The organism is Xanthocytophaga agilis (assembly GCF_030068605.1).
Classification (GTDB): Bacteria; Bacteroidota; Bacteroidia; order Cytophagales; family 172606-1; genus Xanthocytophaga; species Xanthocytophaga agilis.
Window position 1 is genome coordinate 61,731 of sequence record NZ_JASJOU010000022.1, and the last position, 16,329, is coordinate 78,059.

Consider the following 16,329-nt stretch of genomic DNA (forward strand, 5'->3'; position numbering starts at 1 on the left):
CAGGTAGATAATTATATACCTATTTATATAAACCAACACACTTACAAATGGATTTATGAAATATACTATACACCTTTTTTTGATCTGCTGCCTCTATCTGTGCCACTGGACGGGATTGGCGGCACAGGCACAAATAATGGCATCCAGTGAAGTATTTGCAACGGGTTCAAGACAAATATCCTCACAGGGACGTTCTCTGAAATCTGTCATCACAGAGTTGGAAAACCGTTATAAAGTTGTGTTTTTTTATGATACCCAGCTGATCAAAAATGTTGCTGTTTCGCAGACTATAGAAACCGGATCTCTTGACAAAGTGCTTTCCTCACTTTTGAAGCCTTATAATCTGAAATACAAACGATTAAAAGGGAGTTCCTATGTGATTTTTTCGGATACACCTTTGAAAGATTCAGGCAATAACGATACTATCAGTCCGGAAAGTCGTAATACAGCTGATTCATTGACAAAGAATGAGGTATATCCTCAAGTTCTTTCTGTTAATCAGGAAGCTGAGCAAGCGGCAATTACTGTTAAAGGGAAGATAACGGATGAGAACAAAGAGGCTTTGCCAGGAGTGAGTGTAGTCTTAAAAGGAACAACAACCGGAACTGTAGCAGGTCCTGATGGAAATTATTCATTAAGCGTACCAGATGGGAATGGAACATTAGTATTCTCGTTTGTAGGGTATATTTCACAGGAAGTATCTATTAATAACAGGACAACCATAGATATATCTCTTGCTCCGGATATTACCGCTTTAAATGAAGTTGTGGTAGTAGGGTATGGTACACAAAAGAAAGGAGAAATCACCAGTGCAGTTGCCAGTGTCAATGCAGAACAGTTTAACAAAGGAAACATTAGTAACGTATCTCAGTTGTTACAGGGAAAAGTTGCCGGATTGTCTATTTCCCGTCCAGGAGGTGATCCCAATGGAAACTTTGCTATCCGTTTGCGCGGTTTGTCTACTCTAGGAGCCAATACCCAACCACTTGTTGTCATTGATGGACAGATAGGTGCAGACTTAAATACAGTTGATCCCAATGATATTAAGAGCATTGATGTATTGAAAGATGGTTCCGCTGCTGCTATTTACGGTACACGTGGTTCTGCCGGAGTAATTATTATTACAACCAAATCAGGTGGAGGTACTACCAGTATTAGTTATAATGGGCTGGTACAGGCAGAAAGTGCAGCCCGGTTAACTCCTCATATGTCTGCAGCTGAATTCAGAGCCTTGGGAAAAGGTACAGATTATGGATCAAACACAGACTGGTATAAAGAAATTACTCGTACAGCTATTTCTCAAACCCACAATGTTTCTTTGTCTGGTGGTAATTCCTCGGGTACCTCTTACAATGCTTCAGTGAATTACCGTAATTCCCAAGGGGTAGCCATTACTACTGGCTTTGAACAGCTCAATGGTCGATTGAATCTGATCCAGAAAGCCTTAAAGGATAGATTGGTATTGAATTTAACCTTGAGTATGACGCGTAGAAAATCAGAACTAGGCTTCAATGAAGCATTTAAATATGCAGCCATCTACAATCCTACTTCTCCTGTATATAGTACCGATCCGTTATACGATCTGACAGGGGGAGGATACTTTGAGGCAAACTTTGTTGATTATTCAAATCCGGTAGCAGTACTCAGACAAAATACCAATGAAAGAGAATTGAAACGATTCAACTTTGCTGCCTCTGCTGAATATGAAATCGTTACGGGATTAAAGTTTTTGATTCGTTATGCTCAGCAAACCGCCAGTACTTACAATCAGGTGTATCTGCCACGCACCTCCTATAATTCCCGAAACTTTTTAGGTGTAAGTGGCTTTGCCCGTGGTGGATATGGATGGAAAAACGACAATGAAAGTTTTAACCAGCTGTATGAAAATACGCTGTCTTATGAAAAGCGGATTGATAAATTACAGGTATCAGCTCTTACCGGATATTCCTATCAGGATTTTCTGGATCAAGGATTTACAGTAGGTGGTGGAAACTTTATTACAGATGCTTCTGGACAAAACCTTTCCTCTGCACTAGACTTTGCACAAGGGTTAGGAGCTATTTCCAGCTTTAAAAACGGGTCTCGATTGGTTGCCTTCTTTGGTCGTGTTAATCTGAATTATAATGGTCTTGCATTCTTATCTGCAACATTGCGCAGGGAAGGCTCAACACAATTTGGAGCAAATCACAAATGGGGGATGTTTCCAGGGGTAAGTGCCGGGGTGGATCTGAGCCAGATTCTACGTGTAAAAGCAATTGATAATCTAAAACTAAGAGCCAGTTACGGTGTAACAGGTGCATTACCACCCAGTTCTTATCTGTCATTGCGAACGCTCACTGCCGGAGGATCTTATTTCTATGCAGGTGATGGAGTATACTTACAACCCTATTCTCCTAATCAGAATGCCAACCCGGATCTGCGGTGGGAGAAAAAAGGAGAGTTTGATGTAGGTGTTGATTTTGGATTATTTAACAATCGTCTGACAGGTACAATTGATTACTATCAGCGAACTACCTCTGATCTGATCTTTAATGTAACGGTTCCAGTTCCGCCAAACCTGGTTCCTACCACCTGGATGAATATTGGTACCATGAAGAGCAATGGTTTTGAGATGAGCCTGGGCTATGATGTTATTAAAAATGATGTATTTTCCTGGAATACAGGTGGCAACTTTACCACCTTTCATGTGGTGCTATCCAAACTGGATCCTCAGTTAGCAGGTAGCTTTGTCGGGGCTACAAACCTGGGGACGCCTGGACAGGAGGCTACACAGATTACAAGAGCTGTAGAAGGGGAGAAGATCGGTATCTTATGGGGTAAGGTGTACAAAGGAGTAGGAGAGGATGGTAAATATATTTTTGAAGACCGGAACAATGATGGAAAGATCGATAATCAGGATGAGACTATCATAGGCAATGGCTTACCTAAATTTGAATTTGGCTGGAACAACACAATTCGGTACAAAAACTTCGACTTTAATTTTCTGTTAAGAGGATCTATCGGGCATGATCTGATCAACACCTATCGAGCCTTCTATGAGAACCCCAATGTTGCCAGCAGCTATAACATTGTAAAGACTAAATATTTTAATCCGAATATCACCGATGGACAAATCTTCAGCAGCCGGTTTGTAGAAAGAGCCTCCTTTGCAAAGCTGGATAACGCTACACTTGGGTACAACTTCAAACTCCCTGCAGGAAGTTTGGTAAAAAGTCTGCGTGCGTATCTGAGTGGACAAAACTTATTTACTATTACAAACTATACAGGCGTAGATCCGGAGGTGCGGTATGCGGATGAAAGTACTTCCAATACAGGTGCTGTTACCCGAAATGCGTTAGCGCCAGGGGTTGATAGAAGGGAGACCTGGGTACTGACTCGTTCTTTTACACTTGGGGTTAATGTTCAGTTTTAATCTACTTATACTACAGGTAAAAAACTGCCAATACAAGCTAATTGAGAAGGCATTGGCAGGTACTTACACTTAAATGATAACATACCTATGAAATATACATCAATTACAAAATACTGTCTGGTTGGACTGATTTTAGCTGGAGGATGTACCAATCTGGATGAGACCGATGTGTTGTATGATACGGTAATCAGTGACAACTTCTACAAAACAGATCGGGAATTTCTTTCAGCTGTTGGTGCTGCCTATTCCAATCTTTTCGGCTGGGGTGGGAACAACCATATGATACCCCTGAACGAAGTAACTACCGATGAAATGGTGGTTCCTACACGGGGAGCCGACTGGGGTGATGGTGGGCACTGGGTTCGTTTACAAACCCATACCTATACTTCACAAGACCCTACACCCACTAACGGTTGGACATTTCTGTATTCCGGTGTCAATACCTGTAATCGTTTGCTGGCTACTTTTGAGCCATTGGGGACAGATCAGGCCAAAGCGTATATTGCCGAACTAAAAGTACTGCGGGCTATCTATTATTACTGGTTGCTGGATCTGTATGGAAATGTGCCTTTAAGTATAGATTTTTCTTCAACAGAACCACCTGCCAACAGCACCCGGCAACAGGTGTATGATTTTGTAGAAAAGGAATTACTTGAAAATGTTCCTCTTTTACAAAAGACAGGCCCAACTGATGAGTCTACTTATGGACGGGTCAATTATTATACAGGATATACCGCGCTGGCAAAACTGTATCTGAATGCCAAAATCTATACAGGTACAGAACAATGGGAAAAAGCCATCGCAGCCTGTGATGAAGTAATTAACTCTGGTAAATATGCACTGGTAACCAACTACAGCGATAACTTTAAAAAAGAAAACAAAGGATCAACAGAGTTTATATGGGCTATTCCCTATGATGCAGTGTATGCCAAAGGCTTTAATATGCCTATGATGACGTTGCACATGCAAAATCAGAATACGTATAAAATGAACGCACAACCCTGGAATGGTTTTGCTACTATTCAGGAATTCTATCAGTCTTACATTGATCCTGTACAAAATCCAGGCCCACAAGGTACAGTTGTAGGAGTGGATACAAAAGGAACTACTACCACAGGTACACAAGACAAACGGTTATCAAACTTTCTGGTTGGCCCTCAGTATATGGCGGATGGCTCTCCCTTAACAGATGGAGGAGCTGATGCTGCTGATCCAAATGGAGCACCAATTACCTTTACTCCCTATATTAACGAACTACAACCTAATGCATGGCGCCAATCAGGAGCACGGATTGGTAAATGGGAGTTTTATACTGGCATGACAGCTGATCTGAGTAATGACTGGCCATTGTTCCGCTATGCAGATGTATTATTAATGAAAGCTGAGGCAACTGCCCGCAAAAATGACGACTGGAATGATCCGATTGCTTTGGCATTAGTTAATCAGATACGAACTGTACATGGAGGTGTAACACCGTTTGTCTCCATGACTGCTGATACATTTCTGGCAGAAAGAGGACGCGAAATGTTTGCCGAGACTTTCAGACGTCAGGATCTGATTCGTTTCGGGAAATACAACAGCGCCTGGAGATTCCATGCCGCAGATGCTTCAGACAATTTAGGGCCTGCAGGCATCAACCACCTGAATATTTTTCCGATTCCGGCCACACAGATCAATGCCAACCAGAATCTGAAACAGAATCCCGGATATTAAGACAGATACCTGATACCTCTGTTATAACAGTATAGTAGTCTGTTTGGGACTGCTATACTGTATTTTGATTTTAAATAATCTACATCATCCATTTTTTTTGAAAGGAGCGAATCGTGTGATGAGCAGAAGCAAACCCATACAACAGAAATTACATTCAGGATATAGCAAGGTTGTCTGGTTCTTTTTGTGTATTGTATTTTGTCTGATTAGTTCTTGTACAGATTCGCAAACAGGTACAGAGACTACCTTGTTTACTTTGCTGCCATCCTCCCGAACCGGAATAGATTTCTCAAATAATGTATCCTACACAGAAGAGTTTAATCCCTATACATTCCGAAATTTTTACAATGGAGGGGGAGTAGCTATTGGGGATATTAACAATGATAATTTACCGGATATCTTCTTTTGTTCCAATCAACAAACTAATCGATTATACCTGAATAAAGGAAACTTTCAGTTTGAGGATATCACACAAAAAGCAGGGGTTACATCATATGGGGTATGGTCTACAGGCGTAAGTCTGGTGGACATAAATGGGGATGGATACCTGGATATTTATGTATGTAAATCTGGTGATCTGAAAAAGAAAAATCGAAGCAATGAGCTATTTATCAATAACGGAGATCTGACTTTCACAGAAAAATCTCAGGAATATGGATTGGATAACAGAGGATTGTCTACCCATGCCGCCTTCTTGGATTATGACCGGGATGGTGATCTGGATTGTTATTTGCTCAATAATTCGTTTCGATCAGTGAGTAATTATTATATGATCAAGGATCAGCGTTTGGTGCGTGATTCGTTAGGAGGAAACAAGCTATATCGGAATGATCATAATCATTTTGTAGATGTAAGTGAGGAAGCTGGTATTTATGGTAGTGTAATTGGATTTGGCCTGGGGGTGACTATTTCCGATATCAACCGGGATGGCTGGCCGGATATGTATGTGTCCAATGATTTTTTTGAGCGGGATTATCTATATATCAACCAACAGAATGGAACCTTTAAGGAAATGCTGGAATCCTGTATCAGAGAATTAAGCATGAACTCTATGGGGGCTGATATTGCCGATATCTCTAATGACGGGTATCCGGAAATCTATGTAACGGATATGTTTCCGGAACAGGAAGCCCGTGTAAAGACTAAAACAGTTTTTGAGACATGGAATAAATATCAGGCTGATAAAAAAAGTGGTTTTTATCAGCAGTTTGTACGTAATACCCTACAGCTCAATAGAGGACCTGTAAAAACAGACGGTACACTGGCTTTCAGTGAAATTGGCCGTTATGCAGGTGTGCATGCTACCGACTGGAGCTGGGGAGCTTTAATCACTGACATGGACAATGATGGGTACAAAGATATTTTTGTGGCCAATGGTATTTACAAAGATATTACTGATCAGGATTATATCCAATATACAGCCAGTACAACCAATGAAATCCGACAAAAAATACTCAACAAAGAAACAAATATTATTAAAGATCTGATTGATAAGATTCCTTCTGAGGCACTGAGTAACTATGCTTTTCAAAACAAGGGAGATCTGACTTTTGTGAACCAGGCTCAGTCGTGGGGACTAAATCAACCTTCCTTCTCCAATGGATCAGCTTATGGCGATCTGGACAATGATGGTGACTTGGATCTGGTGATTAACAATGTGAATATGCCTTGTTTTATTTATCAGAACCAATCTAACCAGCTTCATCCTCAACACCAGTTTCTGCAACTGACATTAAAGGGAGAAGGAAATAACCGCTTTGGTATTGGTGCTCAGGTGGGTGTTTATTATCAGTCACAACAAGGGAAATCTTCACTGGCATTTCAAGAACAGATGCCTATGAGAGGTTTTGAATCCAGTGTAGATCAAAGACTTACTTTTGGACTGGGAGCTGCTAAACAGATTGATTCGGTAGTGGTACTTTGGCCATTGGGACAAAAGAGTATTTTGCTACAGCCTAAACCTAATCAGCATCTTACTATTTCCCAGCCTAATGCCTTGCTGGCTTCTTATAAAAGCCCTGAATCCATTTCTTCAGTCACTTCTCTTTTTCATAGTGCTCAGAAAAATTATGGAATTGACTTTCTGCATCAGGAAAATTCTTTTGCAGATTTTGACAGGGATCCATTGACTTTTCATATGCTTTCCACCCAGGGGCCTCATCTGGCCAAAGCAGATATAAATGGCGATGGCTTGGAGGATTTTTACATTGGAGGTGCGAAGGATCAGCCCGGAGCCTTGTTTGTTCAGATCCCTTCCGGAGAGTTTGTGTGCACTAATCAGGCTTTGTTCATAACAGATAAATTGAGCGAAGATACAGATGCTATTTTCTTCGATTGTGATGGCGACAAAGATATGGACTTGTATGTATGTAGTGGAGGTAACGAATTTTCACCTAATTCGACTGCTTTGATTGATCGGCTGTATATCAATGATGGCAAAGGCAACTTCAGTAAATCACCACAGGTATTGCCTTCGTTTTTGTTTGAGAGTAGTTCGTCTGTACGGGTTGCTGATTATGATAAAGATGGAGACATGGACTTGTTTGTAGGTGTTCGATTGCAACCTTTCCGGTATGGGTATGCCTGTAAAGGGTATATCCTTGCAAATAATGGGAAAGGTATTTTTAGTGATGTGACTGAACAAGTAGGTTCTCCCTTGTTGTCAGCAGGTATGATCAGTGATGGACAATGGCTGGATTATGATGGGGATGGCTGGAAAGATCTGGTGATTGCAGGAGAATACATGGGACTTCGTTTATTTGCCAATAAATCAGGTCGTTTGGTAGAAGTAAGCAAAAAGGCTGGTTTTTTGCAGAGCAATGGATGGTGGAACCGACTGAAGATCGTAGATATAAATGGAGATGGTAGAGAAGATATAGTAGCTTTAAATCATGGTTTGAACTCACGTTTCAAGGCTAGTGTAGATAAGCCAGTTTGTATGTATGTAGGGGATATGGATGGAAATGGCACAATAGAACAATTGGTAAGCTGTTATAATGGATCAAAGTCGTATCCCATGATATTGCGTCATGATCTGGTGAGTGCATTGCCTTATCTGAAAAAGAAGTATGTACATTATTCTCAATACAAAGAACAAAGCATCGAAGAGATTTTCAATGCAGGAGAATTAGAGAAAGCGAAGAAGCTCGATGCTTATGAATTGCGTAGTGGTGTGTATATTAAGGAAGAGGATGGTAAGTACCAGTTTAAGGCTTTTCCTAAGGAAGCCCAATGGTCTGTCTTGTATGGAGTCGAGAGTGGAGATTATGATGAAGATGGAAAAATAGATTTATTGATAGGAGGTAATCTGTATGAAAGCAAACCGGAAGTAGGGATTTATGATGGCAGCTATGGAGTGATGCTTAGAGGAAATGGAAAAGGAGAGTTTGAAAGTGTACCAATGCAAAAGAGTGGAATTTGCATTAAAGGAGCAGTCAGAGATATTATGACACTTCAGAAAGGAAAGAAAAAGATTATTCTCTTTGCAAGAAACAACGATACTATTCAGTTGATAGAGTATGGTAAATAAGTATTGGAGAATATTGCCCGTACTTGGCTTTGTGCTGATTGCTTGTATAGCTTGTGGCAAGAAAGAGGGGTTTGACCTTTATAAAGAGGTGATGGACAAAGAGTTGCAAAGTGGCAAACAGGCGGATAGTTTATTTTTGGGAATGTCTTTTGGAATGACTTCAAAGAATTTTTTTCTGCACTGTTGGGAGATGAACAAGAAGGGACTCTTTACAGATGGACAGAATAACACATCTGTATTGTATAAGCTAAATCATCACGAATTGAAACATGCTGCATCCATGAATTTCTATCCTCATTTCTATGATAATAAAATTTATAAGATGCAGACTTCATTTAATTATGATGGCTGGGCACCCTGGAACAAACATCTGTCTTCAGATAGTTTGCTAACGGATGTATTGGTTCTGTATCGGAAATGGTATCCGGGAGGTTCACCATTTATCCGAATCAGTGATCCACAAAAAGGAGTAATCTATGTAAAGTTGGATGGAAATCGTCGTATTACCGTTGGGCAATATGATGAGATACATGTTAAGGTAGATTATACTGATCTGGTGATAGAACAAAAAATAAAGAAGGTGGAATAGATTCACTTGCTGAATATATACGTAGAATGCAGTAAGGGCTATAACCGAAAAAATGGTAGAGTACTCCTTTTTATATCCAATAATTTCTGGTATTTATGTAAGATGATTTTTAATTGTTAGAAATACACGTATCCAATAATGGCCGAACCACAAGTAAACATGTACGCCCGAATGAATTATTTACGAAGTACGTTATGGATTGCTTTTTTGCTGATAAGCTGCCATTCCCTAACGCTTATGGGACAGACTGCTCTACCGTTTGTTCCAATATCACTTGACGATTTAAGTGGCTTTAAACCTGCTGCCGCTAACTGGAAGATTGCAGGAGATGTTATAGTTGATCGTTCTGCTGATGGAATAGTGCAAAGTTCTTCCGGTAAAGGAGTTATTGTTAACCAGCCAACAGATAAAAACAAAGATCAGTTATTTACCAGCTTTGAACATGGTAATATAGAACTGGAACTGGAATTTATGATGGCTAAAGGCTCTAATTCAGGTATCTATCTGCAAGGTAGATATGAAATTCAATTATTTGATAGCTGGGGTGTGGCACGCCCTCGTTCGTCAGATTGTGGGAGTATTTACGAACGCTGGGAAGAAAGCAGACCCGAAGGACAAAAAGGATATGAAGGCCATCCACCCCGTGTGAATGTAAGTCGGGCTCCTGGACTATGGCAAACCATGAAGATTGTTTTTCAGGCACCTACTTTTGATAAGAATGGAAAAAAGCTGACCTCTGCCCGCTTTATAAAAGTAATTCACAATGGAGTAGTAGTACATGAGAATGTGGAAGTAACAGGCCCTACCCGTGCAGCTGCTTTTCAGGATGAGAAACCCTTTGGTCCTTTGATGTTACAGGGAGATCATGGTCCGGTTGCTTTTCGCAATATCCGTTACAAACGTTATGATGAACCGTTTGTACAACTTTCCCAAGTACAATATAAATATTCAGAAGGTAAGATGTATGCAGAAGCAGATGTAGCAAAGGCTAAAGTTAAAAAGCAGGGGGCTGTACAAGAGCATATGCAACTAATTGAAGGTGCCAATGACTTTGCTCTCCAACTGACTGGAACACTTCAGGTACCAAGTATGGGAAACTATTTGTTTGAACTCAAGTGTATGGGAGGGGCCATTCTGACCATTGATGGAAAGAAAATTATTACCTATGAAGGATTTCACTATCCGGACGAATGGACAAATGGTGTTATCACCTTACAAGCCGGAAATCATACTTTTGCGTTAACATACTTCCGCAGCAAAGACCCTTGGTTACGTTCGGAAATGAGTTTATATGTGGAAGGACCAGGTGTAGCTCGTCAGATGCTTTCTTTGCCGACCTCTCTGCCTGACCCTGAATATATAGAACCTATTCTGGTGCGTGCTCCTGAAACCCGTATGATACGCAGTTTTATCTGGCACAATAACCGGAAGAAGACAAATTGTATTTCGATAGGAGAACCTGGAAACATTCATTATACAATGGATCTGAAACAGGGTGGCCTTTTGTGGATATGGAAAGGTAATTTTCTGGATGCAACAGAAATGTGGCATGATCGGGGAGAACCTCAGTTGGCTAAGCCCGCAGGTAGTATTATTGAAATGACAGGCGAACCTTCTGTGGCGGTACTGTCTGGAAAAGATACCATGTGGCCAGATTCTGTATCTGCTGATTTCCAGTTCAAAGGATACTCTGTGGATGAACAAGGCAGGCCTGCATTCCGGTATACAATAGGCAATCTGGCTGTACAGGATCAACTATGGCCGGAAGATAATAATAAAGCGTTTGTACGTCAGGTACAACTAAAAGGAAGCGCCAGTGGAAATGTGTGGTACTTACTGGCTAGTGGAAGTCGGATTGCACAATTATCTGAAGGAGTATACAGTGTGAATGACAAAGCTTATTATCTGGAAGTGGAAGGTGCTAAAGAGCTTAAGCCTATTATCCGGAAGTCAAAAAACAGGGATGAACTGCTGATACCAGTAAGCTCAACTAGCAATGGTACCACTATTAAGAGTAAGTTAATCTGGTAAAAAGAGTAGGAGAGCCCACAGATAAATAGACGCAAAGTATGATAAAGGGCTTACAGATTCACAATTTCTCATTTCTTTCTTGGACAGTAATTGATTATGAAAAAATATTCCGTTTTATCTTTTAACTCTACTATAGCCAAGTCAACCGGAAAACATTCCAGAAAGCATATGTCCGGATGGTTGAGCATGTTTTTATTGTGTTGTGTAGGAAGTGTAATGGCTCAGGAACTGAAAACAGCAGAGTCTGAGGCCGACTATTACCAGATGGTTACACTGCCTATTCCGAAAGATGTTCCTCTGGAAGTAGGTGGTTTAACTACCATGCCCGATGGTCGATTGGCAGCCTCAACTCGACAAGGAGATATCTGGCTGATTGAAAATCCCTATATGCGTAATCAGGGAGTGCCTTATTTTAAACGGTTTGCTCAGGGATTACACGAACCCTTGGGATTAGCTTATCACAATCGATCTTTTTATCTGACACAACGAAGTGAATTAACCCGCATTCGGGATACCAACGGGGATGACCGCGCAGATGATTATGAGGTAATCTATTCCTGGCCTTTATCTGGTAATTACCATGAGTATTCCTATGGCCCTGTAATCCTGCCAAACAATGACATGCTGATTACCTTGAACCTTGCCTGGATTGGGCGTGGGGCTTCACTTTCCAAGTGGCATGGCTGGATGCTGAAAGTGACACCAGATGGAAAAATGACTCCTGTTGCAACTGGTATGCGTTCCCCGGCTGGATTCAATGTATTACCTGATGGATCTATATTTTATGCAGAGAATCAGGGTGACTGGGTAGGTTCAGGCCGGATGACACATGTGGAGGTGGGCGATTTCGTAGGAAATCCGGAAGGCTTGAAATGGGCAGATGATCCTAGCTCACCTGTAAAACTTCGCTTTTCTGATATCCCTAGCACTGGAAAGCCTATGTATGAGGTTGCCAAAACAATAAAAGGATTAAAGCTACCTGCTATCTGGTTTCCTCAAGGCATTCTGGGTATCTCTACCTCTGGCATTCTGATAGATACAACAGCTGGTGCTTTTGGTCCATTTACAGGTCAGATGCTGGTAGGAGATCAGGGACAAAGTAAAATTATGCGTATCTATCTGGAAAAAGTGAAAGGACAATACCAGGGTGCTGCCTTTCCATTCAGAGAAGGATTTCAGTCAGGAATTTTGCGAATGGTTTGGGGAGAAGATGGATCTATGTTTGTGGGAATGACCAGCCGTGGATGGGCGGCCACTGGAAAAGATCTGTATGGTATACAACGTTTGGTGTGGACTGGAAAAACACCTTTTGAAATAAAAACCATGCAAGCTCGCCCGGATGGCTTTGAACTGGAATTCACCCAACCTGTCGATAAGGTTACGGCTGGTGATGCCAATTCTTATGGAATAACAAGCTTTAACTACATGTACCGGAAGGAATACGGAAGTCCTGTTATTGAAAATCAGCCATGTACCATCAAAGGAATTGCAGTAGCAGACGATGGCCTGAGTGTACGGATTGTAGTGGATGGTTTGCGTGAAGGATATATTCATGAGTTAAAAGCGGAAGGAGTTCGTAGCCAGAATAAAGCACCGTTGCTTCATAGTGTAGGTTATTATACATTGAATAATCTGCCAGAAGGAGAGAAGTTGGTATTGAAGGAAAGCCAGCTGGCTAAATCACCCCATGCAGGACATGCTGCTATGATGGGATCTGCAGCAACCACTTCCAAAACAACAGCTACTAAAACTACTGCTGCTCCTACAGCCAAACGTGTAACAAAACAGCCTGCTAGCTGGACCAACGGACCTGATCAAACCATTACTATAGGAACTAAACCCGGTTTGAAATTTGATTTGTCGCAGATTACAGTAAAGGCAGGAAGCAAGATTAAGCTGACATTCAATAATAATGATGATATGCTTCATAATTTTGTCGTTACGCTACCTGGAGAAGCGCTGTCTGTAGGAGAGATGGCTATCAAACTAGGGTTAAATGGGGCAAAAATGAACTATATTCCAAGTACACCGAAAGTCTTGTATCATACAGCTCAACTGCAGCCACAAACTTCAGAGACTATTTATTTTGTAGCTCCTGAAAAGCCAGGAGAGTATATGTATGTGTGTACTTTCCCTGGCCACTACATGAATATGCAGGGGACCTTTAAAGTAATCCCTAAATAGTAAAACGAGATTGCTCTTATTTATGAGAATACATATAAAAATGCCCAGTCACAGGATTGGGCATTTTTTGTGTTAGAACCTATAAGTCAAATTAAGGTCTATAAGCATATATAGCTCAAATACTCTTTCTATCTTTGCTAACCCATGCTGAACACTATGCTATCTTAAACCTATTCCTGTGGCAGAAAAATTTACGTATTCTTTTCGCGTAAAATGGACAACCTTATTGGGTGTCTTCTCTTTTGGAATTCTTGTTCCTACATTTTTTGTTCCTGTTATTCTGGGATCTGAAGAGCATTTTCTCTGGATCTTTGTAGCTACACTGATCAGTTTTGTAATCTGGGAAGGAAGCAAACTGATTCAGGCGTTAATTCTTTATTTCTATCCATGGGAGAAGAGTATTATCAAACACCTGAGTTATGAAGTTGCCAGCATCTTTGTCTTCTCTTCACTAGTACTGATTGTAGGGCTTCTGACATACAATGCACTGGTATCAGAAGTTTCTATTTCTATTAGTGTTGTGTTACAGAATATTTTTGTCTCGTTTCTGTTAGCCTTATTATTCATTGCTATTAACGAAGGGGCGTTTTTATTTGGTAAGTGGAAAGCATCTTTGCTGGAACAGGAACGGCTCCGTCAGGAAAATTTGATAGCAAAAGTGGAAAGTCTTAAAAAACAACTGGACCCTCATTTTTTGTTTAATAGTTTAAGTGTATTAAGTGGAGTAGTATATAAGGATCCTGTGCTGGCAGATCGGTTTATAACAAAACTAGCTCAGGTATATCGCTATGTACTGGAGCATAACGATGAAAAGCAGGTACCCTTGCAAAAAGAAATATCCGTAGTAGAGGCTTACTGTTTTTTACTGAATGTTCGTTTCTATAATAAAGTACTATTGGATGTGAAGATTAGTGAAAAACCTGTATATGTATTGCCTTTGTCTATCCAGTTGCTGGTAGAGAATGCAGTGAAACACAACCGGATTTCAGATACATCACCACTGGAGTTGAAAATATATACAACAGATAATACTGTATGGGTAGAAAATAGTCTTAACAAAAAAGATACACAGGTAGAGTCCACTGGGATTGGATTAAAGAACCTTGAAGCCCGTTATAAGTATGTGATCGGCAAATCTATTCAGGTAGAGAATAGCGGGCATGTGTTTAAGGTTGGATTACCTTTATTAACAGATGAAGCATGAAAGTTGTCATTATTGAAGATGAATTTTTCTCAGCTGAAAAGCTAAGTAATCAATTACAGCGAATCGATGATTCTATCGAAATCCTTGCCATTTTACCTTCAGTAGAAAGTTGTCTGGACTGGTTTCGGAACAACCCCGAACCAGATCTTATTTTTTCGGATATTCAACTGGAAGATCAGGAGAGCTTTGAGTTGTTCCGCCAGCTTCCAATTGAGGCACCTATCATTTATACTACAGCCTTTGATCAGTATGCCTTGCATGCATTTAAACAGAATAGTATCGATTATCTGCTCAAGCCCATTGATCTGGATGAGTTACGAAGTGCCATCAAGAAATATGAGAATCTGGAATATCGCTTGTTGAAAAAAGGACTGAAGCTACAGCCGGAAAAACCAAAAGAAGGTTTTAAAGAACGTTTTCTGGTAAAGAAAGGAAGTCAGTTAGCGGTAATACGAACTTCAGATGTGGCTTATTTTAAGAGTGATCAAAAACTAAGCTTCCTCATTACATTCGATAACCAGCGATATGTAATTGAGCAAACACTGGATCAATTGATGGATCAATTGGATAGTCGTAAGTTTAATCGTATTAGTCGCAATCGTCTTATTTCTCTCGAAGCTATTCATAAGATACATAATCATTTCAATGGACGATTGAAGCTAGAGCTGAACCCTCCTGAGGAAGAAGAGGTGTATGTAAGCCGGGATCGGGTTCCTCAGTTCAAAGAATGGCTGGATTCCTGATGTCAGTCATCCTGAAAGTTCTGCAACTCATCCATTAATTGATACCAGTCATCTGAGAGTAGCATAATAGAATAAGAGAAGAGATGGATATTTGGGGAAACTAAATACAAGATATGACCGCTATTCTTATTTTCTTCGCTATTCATTGGTATGGATCTCTATTCTTCCAGACCTTCTTCTTACATAGATATTCTGCTCACGGTGCATTTACAATGTCACGGACGTGGGAAAAAATCTTTTTTGTGCTGACATGGATTTTTCAGGGTTCCAACTACCTGAGTGCCTATGCGTATGGCGTAATGCATCGTATGCACCATGCATTTGCTGACACAGAAGATGATCCACATTCACCTTTGTATAGCAAAGGATTCTTTGATATGATGTGGAAAACCAAAACATTTTATGCTGCTGTTCGGAATCGCACAGCAGATGTAGACCCTAAATTTATGGTGAATGTTCCGGATTGGAAGGCATTTGACGACTTTGCTTCGAATAACTTTGTACGTCTTATGTGGGGAACGCTGTATACGCTATTCTATATTTATTTTGCTCCTTCCTGGGGATGGTTCCTGTTATTGCCTATTCATTTCCTGATGTCACCTATTCATGGAGCTATCATCAACTGGTTTGCTCACAAAATTGGATATACTACATTTACAGTAAGTGATACTTCCCGTAACTTAATGCCTATAGATATATTTATGATGGGTGAGGGATTCCATAATAACCACCATACCTATGGACATCGTGCTAACTTTGCTTTCAAATGGTTTGAAATAGACCCAACCTATCAGGTGATTAAGTTATTTAACCTATTGGGTATTATCAAATTACCTAAGAAAGCTGCTAAAGAATCTGTATATCTCGAAAACAAAAAGATCCGAAAAGCTGCCTGAGCTTAGTCTCAGGTGGATAGTTGTAGTA

At 40.5% G+C, this 16,329-nt stretch carries 9 protein-coding genes; all 9 read left to right on the top strand.

Annotated elements, in window-relative coordinates:
* Window positions 1-55 precede the first annotated feature (55 nt).
* The 9 genes from QNI22_RS37195 (at window position 56) to QNI22_RS37235 (ending at window position 16,301) form a co-directional block, all read left to right on the top strand.
* Window positions 56-3,412, top strand: coding sequence for a SusC/RagA family TonB-linked outer membrane protein (locus QNI22_RS37195; protein ID WP_314519307.1), 3,357 nt, complete (start codon window positions 56-58; stop codon window positions 3,410-3,412).
* 87 nt (window positions 3,413-3,499) lie between these two features.
* Window positions 3,500-5,125, top strand: coding sequence for a RagB/SusD family nutrient uptake outer membrane protein (locus tag QNI22_RS37200; RefSeq protein ID WP_313977544.1), 1,626 nt, complete (start codon window positions 3,500-3,502; stop codon window positions 5,123-5,125).
* A 97-nt stretch (window positions 5,126-5,222) separates the two neighbouring features.
* Window positions 5,223-8,654 (top strand): VCBS repeat-containing protein, encoded by a 3,432-nt coding sequence (locus QNI22_RS37205; RefSeq protein ID WP_314519310.1) that lies wholly within the window; start codon window positions 5,223-5,225, stop codon window positions 8,652-8,654.
* Window positions 8,644-9,243, top strand: coding sequence for a hypothetical protein (locus tag QNI22_RS37210; RefSeq protein ID WP_314519311.1), 600 nt, complete (start codon window positions 8,644-8,646; stop codon window positions 9,241-9,243). The genes QNI22_RS37205 and QNI22_RS37210 overlap by 11 nt, the downstream gene beginning before the upstream one ends.
* 171 nt (window positions 9,244-9,414) lie before the next feature.
* A complete protein-coding gene (locus QNI22_RS37215) occupies window positions 9,415-11,274 on the top strand; it encodes a 3-keto-alpha-glucoside-1,2-lyase-like domain-containing protein (RefSeq protein ID WP_314519313.1) in 1,860 nt (619 codons plus the stop codon).
* A 186-nt stretch (window positions 11,275-11,460) separates the two neighbouring features.
* Complete coding sequence (locus tag QNI22_RS37220) at window positions 11,461-13,458, top strand: cupredoxin domain-containing protein (protein WP_419836271.1); 1,998 nt, start codon at window positions 11,461-11,463, stop codon at window positions 13,456-13,458.
* 178 nt (window positions 13,459-13,636) lie between these two features.
* Entirely contained in the window at window positions 13,637-14,662 is a 1,026-nt protein-coding gene (locus tag QNI22_RS37225) for a sensor histidine kinase (RefSeq protein ID WP_314519314.1), read from the top strand.
* Window positions 14,659-15,405 carry a LytR/AlgR family response regulator transcription factor gene (locus QNI22_RS37230; RefSeq protein ID WP_313996021.1) on the top strand — a complete coding sequence of 249 codons (747 nt, stop codon included), beginning with the start codon at window positions 14,659-14,661 and terminating at the stop codon, window positions 15,403-15,405. The genes QNI22_RS37225 and QNI22_RS37230 overlap by 4 nt, the downstream gene beginning before the upstream one ends.
* Before the next feature lie 113 nt (window positions 15,406-15,518).
* The gene (locus QNI22_RS37235; RefSeq protein WP_314519316.1) at window positions 15,519-16,301 is read left to right on the top strand and encodes an acyl-CoA desaturase; all 783 of its coding nucleotides are present in this window, start codon (window positions 15,519-15,521) and stop codon (window positions 16,299-16,301) included.
* Window positions 16,302-16,329 lie beyond the last annotated feature (28 nt).